This window comes from Mesorhizobium sp. CA4 (assembly GCF_020165075.1).
Classification (GTDB): domain Bacteria; phylum Pseudomonadota; class Alphaproteobacteria; order Rhizobiales; family Rhizobiaceae; genus Mesorhizobium.
This window is the reverse complement of the sequence record NZ_JAIUHK010000002.1, coordinates 1-13,038: the sequence shown is the minus strand read 5'-3', so window position 1 is coordinate 13,038 and position 13,038 is coordinate 1. Positions and strand designations below refer to the sequence as shown.

At 63.8% G+C, this 13,038-nt stretch carries 16 protein-coding genes; 6 read left to right on the top strand and 10 right to left on the bottom strand.

Translation table 11 applies throughout. The features are described from left to right. The first annotated feature begins 27 nt into the window (after nucleotides 1-27). The 3 genes from trxA (at nucleotide 28) to LB528_RS01685 (ending at nucleotide 1,583) form a co-directional block, all read left to right on the top strand. The gene (trxA, locus tag LB528_RS01695; RefSeq protein WP_224514891.1) at nucleotides 28-351 is read left to right on the top strand and encodes a thioredoxin; all 324 of its coding nucleotides are present in this window, start codon (nucleotides 28-30) and stop codon (nucleotides 349-351) included. Between the two features lie 131 nt (nucleotides 352-482). Next, nucleotides 483-764: a cupin domain-containing protein gene (locus LB528_RS01690; RefSeq protein ID WP_027166948.1), complete on the top strand. Its 282-nt coding sequence runs from the start codon at nucleotides 483-485 to the stop codon at nucleotides 762-764. A 54-nt stretch (nucleotides 765-818) separates the two neighbouring features. Next, entirely contained in the window at nucleotides 819-1,583 is a 765-nt protein-coding gene (locus tag LB528_RS01685; protein ID WP_224713619.1) for a TSUP family transporter, read from the top strand. Between the two features lie 2 nt (nucleotides 1,584-1,585). Here LB528_RS01685 and LB528_RS01680 read toward each other — a convergent pair whose 3' ends face one another. The 6 genes from LB528_RS01680 to LB528_RS01655 form a co-directional block, all read right to left on the bottom strand. Then, nucleotides 1,586-2,038 carry a VOC family protein gene (locus tag LB528_RS01680; protein WP_224713618.1) on the bottom strand — a complete coding sequence of 151 codons (453 nt, stop codon included), beginning with the start codon at nucleotides 2,036-2,038 and terminating at the stop codon, nucleotides 1,586-1,588. A gap of 53 nt (nucleotides 2,039-2,091) precedes the next feature. Further along, nucleotides 2,092-3,417, bottom strand: coding sequence for a bifunctional folylpolyglutamate synthase/dihydrofolate synthase (locus LB528_RS01675; RefSeq protein ID WP_224514887.1), 1,326 nt, complete (start codon nucleotides 3,415-3,417; stop codon nucleotides 2,092-2,094). Between the two features lie 247 nt (nucleotides 3,418-3,664). Continuing rightward, a complete protein-coding gene (gene accD / locus LB528_RS01670; RefSeq protein ID WP_224514886.1) occupies nucleotides 3,665-4,591 on the bottom strand; it encodes an acetyl-CoA carboxylase, carboxyltransferase subunit beta in 927 nt (308 codons plus the stop codon). A 96-nt stretch (nucleotides 4,592-4,687) separates the two neighbouring features. After that, complete coding sequence (gene trpA / locus LB528_RS01665; RefSeq protein ID WP_224514885.1) at nucleotides 4,688-5,527, bottom strand: tryptophan synthase subunit alpha; 840 nt, start codon at nucleotides 5,525-5,527, stop codon at nucleotides 4,688-4,690. A gap of 2 nt (nucleotides 5,528-5,529) precedes the next feature. Beyond that, complete coding sequence (trpB, locus tag LB528_RS01660; RefSeq protein WP_224514884.1) at nucleotides 5,530-6,750, bottom strand: tryptophan synthase subunit beta; 1,221 nt, start codon at nucleotides 6,748-6,750, stop codon at nucleotides 5,530-5,532. 26 nt (nucleotides 6,751-6,776) lie between these two features. Continuing rightward, complete coding sequence (locus LB528_RS01655; RefSeq protein ID WP_224514883.1) at nucleotides 6,777-7,436, bottom strand: phosphoribosylanthranilate isomerase; 660 nt, start codon at nucleotides 7,434-7,436, stop codon at nucleotides 6,777-6,779. A 109-nt stretch (nucleotides 7,437-7,545) separates the two neighbouring features. On the opposite strand from LB528_RS01655, the gene LB528_RS01650 reads away from it, so the two are divergent. Next, complete coding sequence (locus LB528_RS01650; RefSeq protein WP_224713617.1) at nucleotides 7,546-7,761, top strand: hypothetical protein; 216 nt, start codon at nucleotides 7,546-7,548, stop codon at nucleotides 7,759-7,761. Nucleotides 7,762-7,863: 102 nt separating this feature from the next. Here the strand turns inward: LB528_RS01650 and LB528_RS01645 are convergent, their stop codons facing one another. The 4 genes from LB528_RS01645 to LB528_RS01630 form a co-directional block, all read right to left on the bottom strand. Next, nucleotides 7,864-8,622, bottom strand: coding sequence for a M48 family metallopeptidase (locus LB528_RS01645; protein WP_224514882.1), 759 nt, complete (start codon nucleotides 8,620-8,622; stop codon nucleotides 7,864-7,866). A gap of 120 nt (nucleotides 8,623-8,742) precedes the next feature. Further along, nucleotides 8,743-9,222, bottom strand: a complete 480-nt coding sequence (locus LB528_RS01640; protein ID WP_224514881.1) for a DUF2852 domain-containing protein — start codon at nucleotides 9,220-9,222, stop codon at nucleotides 8,743-8,745. Between the two features lie 115 nt (nucleotides 9,223-9,337). After that, on the bottom strand, nucleotides 9,338-10,480 hold the full coding sequence (locus LB528_RS01635; protein WP_224514880.1) for a benzoate/H(+) symporter BenE family transporter: 1,143 nt from the start codon (nucleotides 10,478-10,480) through the stop codon (nucleotides 9,338-9,340). Continuing rightward, nucleotides 10,480-11,253, bottom strand: a complete 774-nt coding sequence (locus tag LB528_RS01630; protein ID WP_224713616.1) for an alpha/beta hydrolase — start codon at nucleotides 11,251-11,253, stop codon at nucleotides 10,480-10,482. Before LB528_RS01630 ends, LB528_RS01635 begins: the two co-directional genes overlap by 1 nt. A 214-nt stretch (nucleotides 11,254-11,467) precedes the next feature. On the opposite strand from LB528_RS01630, the gene infC reads away from it, so the two are divergent. Further along, complete coding sequence (infC, locus tag LB528_RS01625) at nucleotides 11,468-12,004, top strand: translation initiation factor IF-3 (RefSeq protein WP_140757206.1); 537 nt, start codon at nucleotides 11,468-11,470, stop codon at nucleotides 12,002-12,004. Between the two features lie 156 nt (nucleotides 12,005-12,160). After that, the gene (locus LB528_RS01620; protein ID WP_224514878.1) at nucleotides 12,161-12,808 is read left to right on the top strand and encodes a methyltransferase family protein; all 648 of its coding nucleotides are present in this window, start codon (nucleotides 12,161-12,163) and stop codon (nucleotides 12,806-12,808) included. The last annotated feature ends 230 nt before the right edge of the window (nucleotides 12,809-13,038 follow it).

Sequence of the window (13,038 nt, the reverse complement as noted above, 5' to 3'; positions counted from 1 at the left end):
AACCCGCGTTTTCGAAAGGATTTCAGCATGGCCACCGTCAAGGTCGACAAGGGCAATTTCCAGGCCGATGTGCTCAACGCCAAGGAGCCGGTCGTGGTGGATTTCTGGGCAGAGTGGTGCGGCCCGTGCAAGATGATCGCCCCGGCGCTGGAAGACATCGCCAAGGAGCTCGGCTCGAAGGTGAAGGTCGCCAAGCTCAACATCGACGAGAATCCCGAGCTTGCCGCGCAGTTTGGCGTGCGCTCGATCCCGACGCTGATGATCTTCAAGGGCGGCGAAGTGGCCGACATGAAGGTCGGCGCCGCGCCGAAGACGGCGCTGTCGCACTGGATCAACGGCGCCATCGCCTGAGCCAATCTGGATATCTAAGGAACGAGCCCGGCCAATCGCGCCGGGCTTTTTCTTTGGCGTCATCGCTCGACGCGTTCTGGCCCTCGCAGGCGGGCACGTCATACTCTCTGCTTCAGAAAAAGGAGAGCGCTATGACCGGGACAGCCAAGGCCACAGTTCACGTCGACAATGAGCGCGTCATCGTCACCGAGTATCGCTTCGCGCCCGGCGCCAACACCGGCTGGCACCGCCATGGCCACGACTATGTCGTGGTGCCGCTGATGGACGGCAAGGTGAAGCTGGTGACGAAGGACGGCGAATCCTTCGCCGAGATGAAGCAGGGCGCACCCTATTTCCGCCGGGAAGGCGTCGAGCACGACGTCATCAACGCCAATGACGGCGAGTATGCTTTCATCGAGATCGAGCTGAAGTAGGCCGGCCGTGATTGCCGGCTCGCAGCGTTCCTTTCCGGCCCCGAGCGGGATATCGTGGGTCTAACGCCTCTCTTCGCCTTTGCCGGTTTTGCGGCCGTGGCCGCCTATGTCCAGACCCTGTCGGGCTTCGCCTTCGGCCTGGTGATGATGGGCGCGATTGCGCTTGTCGGCTTGCTGCCGCTGCCCGACGCAGCCGCGATGGTCGGCATGCTGACCCTGGTCAACGCCACGCAGATGCTGATCCAGGGCGGCTGGCGCGAGATTGCGCGCCGGGAGCTGCGGCTTATCCTGATCGCAAGCCTGCCTTCGCTGCTCTTGGGGTATGCCCTGTTGGAATGGCTGGCGGATACGCGGGCCGACCTGCTGAAAATCGGGCTCGGCCTGGTCATAATGCTGTCCAGCCTGCAACTGGCCATCAGGCCTGCCGGCTTGGCAAAACGGTCATCGGACGCGAGTTTCGCCGGCTTCGGCGTCATTTCGGGCCTAATGAGTGGACTGTTTGCGACCGGCGGCCCGCCGCTCGTTTATCATCTCTTTCGCCAGCCAATGCCGCATGAACGCGTCCGCGAAACGCTGGTGACCGCTTTCGGCGCCGCGCAGGTGGTGCGGCTTATCCTGGTGGCGGCGAGCGGCAACCTGCCGACCATGTCGCCTGTCGCGCTCGTCCTCGCCATACCGGCCGTAATGCTGATGACCTATGCGGCGCGGCGCTGGCCACCGACACTATCGCAAGGGACGATGCGAAAGATCGTCTTTGTTCTGCTTTTCCTGTCGGGGCTCTCGCTGGCGCTGCCCGCCGCGATGCATGTTGCCGTCTAACTTCAACTGCTCATGCGGGCGACGTGTCGCTCCAATCTACCAGTCGGCGACACGGTCGCCGCCGTGAATTGCGCGCTTTTGGCGGTGTATTCGAACAGCTCGATCTTCACGCCGTTGGGATCGGCGATCCAGGCCTGGTATGTGTCGTCGCAGGCGAGCTTTTTGGGCGTGACCGCGACGCCCTTCGATCGGATATGAGCGATGGCCGCCTCGATGTCTTCCACCTCAAGGCAGAAGTGGTTGATCTGGTTTGCCTCGCTGTAGCTGGCTTCGCGTTTCTCGAACACCTCGACATGGCTGCGGCCGCCACAGTCGAGGTAGAAGCCGAAAATCCTGCCGTCGCGCAGGAAATTGAAACGGGTGTCCATGCCGAGCGCATCGCGGTAGAAGCTGCGCGTCGCCTCCAAATCATGCGCGAAGATGCAGAGATGGGCGAGCTGCTTCACCTTGATCATGGCCGGTTCCTTTCGGCCCCGGCCGAAATCCGCAACGCTGTCCCGGTTTCGCCTCAGGTCGGCGGCGTGCCGTTTTCGGCCAGCACGGCCCCGGCGAAATAGAGCGAGCCGCCGATCAGGATGCGCGGCGCCGGGCCGTCCCAAGAATCGCGCAATAGCATCAGCGCGTTGGCGACCGAGCTCACCGGCTCCGCCGACAGGCCGGCCTCTTCGGCACGCAATGCCAGCTCGTCGTTGGGAACGCCGGCGTCGCTGCTGGTCACCGGCACAGTGTAGACATGGCGGGCGAGGCCCTTGAAGGCGCTGAAATAGCCGGTCTGGTCCTTGGTGTTGATCATGCCGGAGATCAGGACCAGCGGTCTCGGATTCTTTTCCTCTTGCTCGGCCAACGCTTCGGCGATGACGATGCCGGCGCCGGGATTGTGGCCGCCGTCCAGCCAGATCTCCGCGCCCTTCGGGGCCAGATCGACGAGCTTGCCCTGCGTCAGCTTCTGCATGCGTGCCGGCCAGGCGACATGGGTCATCGCCCGCTCGGCGGCGCGGTGGCCGATCTCGAAGCCGGCCGCCTTGACGGCGGCGATCGCCGCCGCGGCGTTGGCGTATTGATGGCGCCCCGGCAGGCGGGGCGAGGGCAGGTCCATAAGCCCGTCCTCGTCCTGATAGACCATGCGGCCGTTTTCCTCGAAGGCGAGGAAATCCTGGCCATAGACCACGGTGGGGCAATCCAGCCGCTCGGCCGTCTCGATCAGCACCTGAAGCGCGGTTTCGCTTTCCTGGGCGCCGATCACCACCGGACAGCCGCGCTTCATGATGCCGGCCTTCTCGGCGGCGATCAGCTCGACGCGATCGCCGAGATAGGCCTCATGGTCCATGGAGATCGGCATGATCACCGAAACGGCCGGCCGCTTGATGACATTGGTGGCGTCGAAGCGGCCACCAAGGCCGACCTCGATGATCGCCACTTCCGCCGGATGCTCCGAAAACAGAATGAAGGTGACGGCGGTGAGTATCTCGAAGACGGTGATCGTCTGGCCTTGATTGGCTTCGGCGACGCGCGCGATGGCCTCGGCGAAAACCTCGTCGTCGACGAGCTTGCCGCCGCCTTCGGCCGCCAGCCGGTAGCGCTCGTGCCAGTTCACCAGATGCGGCGAGGTATGGACGTGGACGAGGTGGCCGGCAGCCTCCAGCAGCGCGCGCGAAAAGGCGGCGCAGGAGCCTTTGCCGTTGGTGCCGGCGATGTGGATGACCGGCGGCAGCCGGTCCTGTGGATTGCCGAGGCGTTCGAGAAGCCGCGTGACACGGTCCAGCGAAAGGTCGAAGCCTTTCGGATGCAGCGTCATCAGATGTTCGATTTCGCGTTCGGCGGCGAGCGTTGTCATGATGGAATCCTAGAGCGGTTCATCATCTCACGGAATGCAGAACCGCTCTTTCTTTTTTGTTGACGCAATTCCGAACGGAAACCGTGTCACATTTCCTGGAATTGCTTTGGCGCACGGCCCCAAACCGTGAATCGGTTTCGCGACGGCCATGCGCAAATCCGAGGCTACAGCACGCAACAAGCGGCGCAATCGCGGTTCGCGGCGAACGATGTCGCGCCAGCCGATATCGCTTCAGGCCGACCTCGCCTCAGGCTTGCGGCCGCGCCTCCGCGTTGACCACCGCCGGCGGCAGAATCTCCGGCTCGAGTGGCTTCTCGGCCGGCGGCATCTTGAGCAGCATTTTCAGCAACCGCGCGATGGTCTGGCGCATCTCCAGCCGCGACACGACCATGTCGACCATGCCGTGCTCCATCAGATATTCGGCGCGCTGGAAGCCGTCGGGCAGTTTTTCGCGGATGGTCTGCTCGATGACGCGTGGGCCGGCAAAGCCGATCAGCGCGCCCGGCTCGGCGATGTGGACATCGCCCAGCATGGCGTAGGAGGCGGTGACGCCGCCGGTGGTCGGGTTGGTGAGCACGACGATGTAGGGCAGGCCGGCTTCCTTCAGCCGGTCGACGCCGACCGTGGTGCGCGGCAATTGCATCAGCGACAGAATACCTTCCTGCATGCGGGCGCCGCCGGAGGCGGCGAACAGGATCAGCGGCCGCCTGCGCTGCAGCGCCACCTCGAAGGCATGCACAATGGCCTCGCCGGCAGCCATGCCGAGCGAGCCGCCCATGAAGGCGAAGTCCTGCACGGTGACCACCACCGGCAGGCCTTCGATGGTGCCAACCGCGTTGAGGATAGCGTCTTCCAGGCCGGTCTTTGCCTTGGCCTCTTTGAGGCGGTCGGTGTAGCGCTTTTCGTCGCGGAATTTCAGCGGGTCCTGGAAGACCTTGGGATTTTCCAGCGTCTCGTATTTGCCGTCGTCGAAGAAGTATTTCAGCCGCTCCTTGGCCGATATCTTCATGTGATGGCCGGAAGCCGGGATGACGAACTGGTTGGATTCGAGATCCTTGTGGAAGATCATCTCGCCGGTCTCGGGATCCTTGATCCAGAGGTTTTCAGGCATGTCGGTGCGCCGGCCGAGCATCGAATTGATCTTCGGGCGGACGTAATTGGTGATCCAGTTCATGGTTTCGGCTCCTGTCCTGGAAAGGACTTCAAGCTAGTCCAGGAAAAGTCTGTGGCGGTTTTCCGGTCGGAATCGCGCGGCGAAGAATTAGTCAGGCTATTCGGCGGCGGCAAGGCGAGCCGAACGGACGCCCTGGGCGAGCCCGCTGACCAAAGTGGCGACGGCTTCGGCCGGGTCGGCGGTCTTTTCGCCCTTGGGCCCGAGCACATTGGCGATCGCGTTGACGATCGCCGTGCCGACGACCACGCCGTCGGCCGAGGCGCCGATGACACGCGCCTGCTCGGCGGTTTTGACGCCGAAGCCGACGCAGACCGGCAGCGCCGTGTGACCCTTGATGCGCGTGACCGCAGCCGAGACCTTCGTCGTGTCGGCCAGCGCCGAGCCGGTGATACCGGTCATAGAGACGTAATAGACGAAGCCGGAGGTGTTTTCCAAAACCTTGGGCAAGCGCTTGTCGTCGGTGGTCGGGGTCGCCAGGCGGATGAAGTTGACACCGGCCTTCAGCGCCGGAATGCAGAGCTCCTCATCCATCTCCGGCGGCAGGTCGACGACGATCAGGCCGTCGATGCCGCTGGCCTTTGCGTCGGCGAGGAACCGGTCGACGCCGTAGATGTAGATCGGATTGTAGTAACCCATCAGAACGATCGGCGTCTCGTCGTCGCCGGCGCGGAATTCGGACGCCATCTTAAGCGTCTTGGCGAGGGTCTGGCCGCCCTTCAGCGCCCGAAGACCCGCCGCCTGGATCGCCGGACCGTCGGCCATCGGGTCGGAAAAAGGCATGCCGAGCTCGATGATGTCGGAGCCTGCGCCCGGCAGCGCCTTCATGATGGCCAAGGCGGTGTCGTAGTCCGGGTCGCCGCCCATGAAGTAGGTGACCAAAGCCGGGCGGCCTTCGGCTTTGAGCTTCGCCATGCGGCGGTCGATGCGGGTGGTCATTGTCAGATCTCCATGCCCAGCATGTTGGCCACCGTATGCACGTCCTTGTCGCCGCGGCCGGACAGGTTGACGATGACGAGCTGATCCTTGTCCATCTTGGGCACGATCTTCATCGCATGCGCGATGGCATGCGCCGATTCCAGCGCCGGGATGATGCCTTCGACCCGGGTGGTGAGCTGGAAGGCCTCCAGCGCCTCGTCGTCGAGGATCGGTTCGTATTGGACGCGGCCGGAATCGCGCAGCCAGGAATGCTCGGGGCCGACGCCGGGATAATCGAGGCCGGCCGAGATCGAATGGCCGTCGAGGATCTGGCCGTCCGAGTTCTGCAGCAGATAGGTGCGGTTGCCGTGCAGCACGCCGGGCTTGCCGGCACTCATCGAGGCGCAATGCTCGATGCCGTCAAGGCCGCGGCCGCCGGCTTCGATGCCGATGATGCGCACATCCTTGTCGTCGAGGAAGGGATGGAACAGGCCGATGGCGTTGGAGCCGCCGCCGACGGCGGCGATGATGACATCGGGCAGCCGGCCTTCCTGCTCCAGCATCTGGGCGCGGGCTTCCGTGCCGATCACCGACTGGAAGTCGCGCACCAGCTCCGGATAGGGATGCGGGCCGGCGGCGGTGCCGATCAGGTAATAGGTGTCCTCGACATTGGTGACCCAGTCGCGCAGGGCCTCGTTCATGGCATCCTTCAGCGTGCCATGGCCGGCGGTGACCGGCCGCACTTCGGCGCCGAGCAGCTTCATGCGGAATACGTTCGGGCTCTGGCGGGCGACGTCGGTGGCGCCCATGTAGACGACGCAGGGATAGCCGAAGCGCGCGGCGACGGTGGCTGAGGCGACGCCATGCTGGCCGGCGCCGGTCTCGGCGATGATGCGCTTCTTGCCCATGCGCTTGGCGAGCAGGATCTGACCGAGGCAATTGTTGATCTTGTGCGAGCCGGTGTGGTTGAGGTCCTCTCGCTTGAAATAGACCTTGGCGCCGCCGAGATGTTTCGTCAGGCCCTCAGCGAAATAGAGTTTTGAAGGCCGCCCCGCATAATGGGTCGACAGGTTCTGCAGCTCGGCCTTGAACTCGGGATCGGTCTTGGCCTTGTTCCACTGCTCTTCCAGATCGAGGATCAGCGGCATCAGCGTCTCGGCGACGAAGCGGCCGCCGAAAATGCCGAACATGCCCTGCTCGTCGGGCCCGGTGCGGAAGGAATTGGGCATTGCCGGCTTGTTCATCGCCGATCTCCTGATGTGAATTGTATTCAGGCGGCGCGGTCGTCGCGCGCGGCCCTGGCGGCCCGGAAAAACTGCTCGATCAGCGCCGGATCCTTGACGCCCGGAGCGCTTTCCACGCCGGACGAAACGTCTATTCCGAGCGGGTTTGCCTGTCTCAGGGCATCGCCGATATTGGCGGCGTTGAGCCCTCCGGAAAGCATGTATTCGACGCCGGCGTCAAGGCCGGCAAGGACGCGCCAGTCGAAGGCGACGCCGTTGCCGCCCGGCAATTGCGATCCCTTCGGCGGCTTGGCGTCGAAGAGAAAACAGTCGGCCACGCCGACAAAGGGTTTTACCCGCTCCATATCCGCCGCCTCGCCGACCGGCAGCGCCTTCATGACCGGGAGGCCATAGCGGGCCTTCAGTTCCGCCACCCGCGCGGGCGTTTCCGAGCCATGCAGCTGCAGCATGTCCGGCTGCATCTTGGCGACGATCTCGTCGAGGAAAGCATCATCGGCATCGACGGTGACGGCGACCGCCTTGGCCTTGCCGCGCGCCGCTTCGCGCAGGCGCCCGGCCGCGGCGGGCTCGACGTAGCGCGGGCTTTTGGCGAAGAAAATAAAGCCGACATGGCTGGCGCCGCCGGCGAGGGCAGCAGCCATCGCGGCGTCGGTCTTCAATCCGCAGATCTTGATGTCGAGCGTCATGGCGCGGGCTTGGCACGAAACGGGAAAAGAGTCGAGAAAAAGCATAATGTTGCCGGTTCGGCGGAAAACACTACCTTCATATAGGAACCACAGCGGGAGCAGGATAATCATGGCCGACAGGACCGTCGCCGAACTGAAGCAGAAGATCGCGCAGGCGCGCGAGGTGATCGCGCATCTGATGGACAAGGCCGCCTTCAACGGCGCCGAGGCGCACCGCGCGCTGGATTATTTCGGCAGCGATACGTTCCACCGGGATTTTTTGCCGTGGCCGCATACCGAGGAAGGGCTGCGGCCGGAAGAGCTGAACGCGGCGAATGACGATTGATGGTCTGATGGGTTCAGGCGGATAGCAGAAAGGTCGGCGGGACAGCACCCCCTCTGCCCTGCCGGGCAGAGGGGGTGAAGGAACGCGGCCTAGCCGTTTAAGCTACTCAAACATGATCGCCTGCAAGGCGCCGCCGTTGCGCTTCAGCCAGTCCTTGCAGCGGTCGGTATCCGGGCAAAGCTTCTCGCATAGTCTCCAGAATTTCGGGCCGTGGTTCATCTCTTTCAGATGCGCCACCTCATGCGCCACCAGGTAGTTTATGACCGCCGGCGGCGCCATCATGATGCGCCACGAGAAGGAGAGATTGCCCTCCGAGGTGCATGACCCCCAGCGGCTGGAGGTATCCTTGTACCTTATCGCCTTGGCGCGCTTGCCGATCGCCTCGGTGTGCTTGACCACCAGTCGCTCGATCTCCTTCTTGGCCTCGCGCTTGAGGTGGTCGGCGATGCGGCGCGGCAGATGGATGCGCTCGCCGTGGACGATCAAGAGCGGACCGCGCTCGTCGCGCGAGACGGTAATGGTGCCGCGCTTGGAAGGCTCATGCACGATGCGGTGCGGCACGCCGCGGATCGGGATCCTGATGCCGGGGCGGACCTGCGGCCTCGTCGGCACCTTGGCCAGCCGCTGTTCCAGCCAATCCTGGTGGCGGTCGAGGAATTTCTCCACCTCGCCCCGGCGCAAGCCGGGCGGCACGGTGACGCGCAGGCCCTGGCCGCCGGAATCGATGCGCAGCGTGAGCCGCCTGGCCCTGGCGCTTTCGACGATTTTCAGCGGCAGCGTGCGGCCGGCGACGCAATGTTCTCGCTCCACGACAGGCGTGGGCTTTGGCTTGGTCAGGTTGCGAAAGAAGCCGAGGGTCATGGCTGGACGATACGCGATTCGAAAAAAACGGCCAGTGGAGGGAAGGTACACAGAGAACAAAAAAGAAACGGCGCCGCTAAACGCGACGCCGCATATCATACCGAGACGTGTCGCGGGATCTCAGTCGTCGAGCAGGTTGGTACCTTTGCCACCCTCCGGACCAGCCTTGTCGGTCGAGCCGGTCGAGGTCGGCGCAGTCGACTTGTTGCGGTTGGCCATGAAGCGGTCGAACTCTTCCTGGTCCTTGGCGCGGCGCAGTTCGCGGGCGTACTCGTCGAACTCGGAGAGCATCTCGTCCAGCTTGCGGCGCTCCTCGGCGAGGCGCTCGAGTTCCTTCTCGCGCCAATCGTCGAAGGCGACGTTGCCGGTGCGGGCTGAGCCGTGGCCCCAGCGGGCCGCCTTCTCGGAGCGACGGCGGCAACCGGCGAAGATACCGTCCGTGGCGCGGTTGACGTCGCGCTTGAAGCCTTCCAACCGGTCGCCCCAGATGATGTAGGCGAGCATGGCGAAGCCGAGCGGCCAGAACACCATGAAGCCGATGACCATCAGCGCGATCGTGGCCGGCGTCCAGGCCGGACGGATCAATGCACTTGTGTTCATTTCTCGCAATCCTTCCATTGGAGACAGCCAAACCGGCTGCGTGGAATCGAAATGGGAAGGCGAAATCGGCGATTCAAGACAAGTCCGGCCAAAACCGGCGAAGCATCTGAAATGATTATCGCTTTTTGAGCTTTTCAAGGAAAAGCACTGCCATTCCGGCAACCAGCCCCCAAAATGCCGCGCCGACGCCGAAAAGCGTGAGCCCCGAAGCCGTCACGGCGAAGGTGACGGTGGCCGGCATGCGTTCGGCCTCGTCCTTCAACGCGATCGACAGCGCGTTGGCCAAGGGTGCTGTCAAGGCGAGCCCCGCCACCAGCACGATCAGGCTTTGCGGCAGGACGGCGAAGATCGCCACCAGCGAGGCGCCGAAGATCGCAAAGATGAGATAGGCGAGCGCATAGAACGGCCCGGTCTTCCAGCGTTCGGCCGGGTCGGGATGGACATCGGGGCCGGTGCAGATTGCCGCCGAGATCGCCGCAAGATTGGTGGTCACGGCGCCGAACGGCGCCGAGAGCAACGAAAACAGACCGGTGACGCCGATCAGCGGACCAGGCTCCGGATGATAGCCCGCGGCGCGCAGCACCGCGAGGCCGGAAAGGTTCTGGGAGGCCATGGTGACGAGATAGAGCGGCAAGGCAAGGCCGATAATCGCCGAGGCGGTGAATTGCGGCGCAATGAACGTCAATGTCGACAGTTCCGGCGCCGGCAGGCTGCCGACGCGGCCGGTGAGGAAAGCGGCGAGGCCGCCGCCGATCAGCACCACCAGCACCGATAAAGCCGGGTTGAACAGGCGGATGACGAAGAAGGTGGCGATCAGCGGCAGGATCAGCCAAGGGTCGGCGGGAATGGCCTTCACCGCATTCACGGCGAAGCTGACCAGGATGCCGGCCAGCATGCCGGACGCGACCGAGGCCGGGATTTTCGCGATCAGCCTGGTCAATGGCTTGAACAGGCCGGTGGCGACCAGAAGGACGCCGGTGACCATGAAGGCGCCGACGGCCTGCGGCATCGTGAAACCACTGGAGGCCCCGATCAGCGCCAGGCCAGGCGTCGACCAGGCAGTGATGACCGGCATTTTCGTGCGCCAGGACAGCCACAGGCATTCAATGACCATGGCCAGGCAGATCGCGGTGACACCGCTCGCGGTCTCGATCTGGGTCGCGCCGACTGCCTTGGCGGCGGCGATGACGAGGGCCAGCGTGCCGCCGAAGCCGACGATTGCCGCGACGAAGGCGGATATCGGGATGGACATGCGCATTATGCGGCGGCCCGCCTGACCATGTCGCCGACGGTCCGTGTGAGCATTTCGAGATCCTCGGGACGGGACAGGCGATGGTCGCCGTCGGGGATCAGCGACAGCGTCACGTCGTCGGCGGGCAGCATCGCGGCCAGCTTCAGCGCATGGCCGGACGGCACATCCGGATCGGCAAGGCCCTGCAGGATGTGCACCGGGCAATGCGTGTCGCTCGGCCCGGTCATCACCCGGTTGGCGCGGCCGTCCTCGATCAGCGCGCGCGTGTAGATATAAGGCTCGTCCGAATAGTCCGACGGCTCGGCGAAGAATCCCTTTTCCTCCAGATCGCGGCGTTGCGCGTCGGTCAGCACCGGTTCGATCAGCTCGACGGTGAAGTCCGGCGCCGGGGCGAGCAGCACCAGGCCGGCAACGCGCGTGTCGCCCACCTTGCGCAGTTCCTGCACCATGCGCAGCGCGATCCAAGCCCCCATCGAGGAGCCGACCAGGATCTGCTTGCCCTTGCTGAACCGACGGAAGACGGCAAGGCTCTCGGCAACCCATCTGGAGATCGTGCCTTCGGCGAATTCGCCGCCCGACTCGCCATGGCCGGAATAGTCGTGACGCAGATAGGCGTGGCGCTCGCGAGCGGCCCAGGCGGCAAGCGCCTCAGCCTTCGTGCCCAGCATGTCGGACTTGTAGCCGCCGAGCCAGACCACGCCGGGCGCCGCGCCGGGCGCCTGCCTGACGGCGATGTTCGACCCATTCACATCGATGAAAACCGGAACGCTGGCGGCCATGAGCTTGTCCTTTCGGCCGGTCTTTTTGGCACAGGCCGGGGTTCAACGAAAAGTGCTCGCGCGTTTCTTTGCTTGGTGCAGACAATTGCCGGACAGGAGGTGATTTTCCGGTGCGGCTATGCTATTGACTCCGGCCGCGCGCTCACCACATAGGCGCGTCCACCTGTTTGAACCTAAAGAACCCCTGAACGAAACGGCCGAGGAGACCACGACCATTCGCAGACCTTTCAAAGCAGCGGCACCCACCAAGGATGGGCCGCGCTCCAACCGAGACATCCGGGTGCCCCGGGTCCAGCTTATCGACGCCGACGGCCAGAACCGAGGCGATGTTTCCATCAACGACGCATTGCTGCTGGCCGAGGAGGCCGGGCTCGATCTGGTCGAGATATCGCCCAATGCGGTGCCGCCGGTCGTCAAGATCCTCGATCTCGGCAAGCTGAAATACGCCAACCAGAAGAAGGCGGCTGAAGCGCGCAAGAACCAGAAGGTCATCGAGATCAAGGAGATCAAGATGCGCCCGAACATCGACAGCCATGACTACGAGACCAAGATGAAGGCCGTGCGGCGCTTCTTCGAGGAAGGCGACAAGGTCAAGCTGACGCTGCGCTTCCGCGGCCGCGAGATGGCGCATATGGAGCTCGGCATGCAGCTCCTGAACAAGGTGCGCGAGGAAACCTCGGCGATCGCCAAGGTCGAGGCGGAGCCCAAGCTCGAAGGCCGCCAGATGATGATGGTTCTGGCGCCGCGCTAAATCCCGCCAAAATCATGGTGCAAGGCGTCCCGGCGATCGGCGGGGCGCCTGTTTTCTATCCGATCGCTCTCAAACTCGCGATCGGGTCCCCGATCGCCTGCAAATCTCGACGATCAAGTTCCTCGATCGCGAGCAAATCGACGATCGGGTTTCGCCATGACCGATGAAGTGAAGTCCCAGTCCGCCGAGCAAACAGAAGGTCTCGGCGGCTACCAGCACATGCGCCGGATCGTGCTGGCGGTGCTGGTCGTGGTGCTGTTCTGCGCGCTGCTGTTCGGCCAATCGAGCTTCCCACCCGAGACCTGGATGCACGAGTCGATCGAGATGTTCGGCGTGCTTCTGATCTTTCTCGGCATTGTCGGACGGCTGTGGTCGACGCTCTATATAGGCGGACGCAAATCCGCCGAAGTGGTCACGGGCGGGCCTTATTCGATCACCCGCAACCCGCTCTATCTGTTTTCGACAGTGGCTGCCGCCGGGGTCGGGGCGCAGATCGGCTCCTTCAGCGGCATCATCCTGTTCTCGTTGCTCTGCGCCGGCGCCTTCCACATCGTCATCCTGCGCGAGGAGCGGTATCTGAAAGAAGTGCTCGATGCGCCCTACCAGGCCTATCTCGCCAAGGTGCCGCGCTTCTTCCCGAACCTGGCGCTTTACCAGGAAGGCGATACCGGCAGCTTCAGGCCGCGCCTGCTCTTGAACACGCTGCTCGACGGACTGGTGTTCCTGGTCGCGCTGCCGGCCTTCGAGCTGATCGACAGCATGCAGCAGTCGGGGATGCTGCCGGTGTGGTTCACGCTGCCTTAGGAACGGTGACCGCCAGTTGAGGCCGGCCTGCAAATGGCGGCTTCCTGCGCTTCCGGTGCTCACGTACGAAAAATACGCTCCGCTCCGGTCCTCGGAATCTCAACCGTTCCCGCCGGCGCACGGCGAGGACAGCGCGTCGCATGGCTTGAGGTGTGTCGGTAGCTAATCAAGTTGTCCGGTTTGGTAGCACATCATTTGTCCGCTTCAGTTTGCGTCGAAGCGGTTCACGC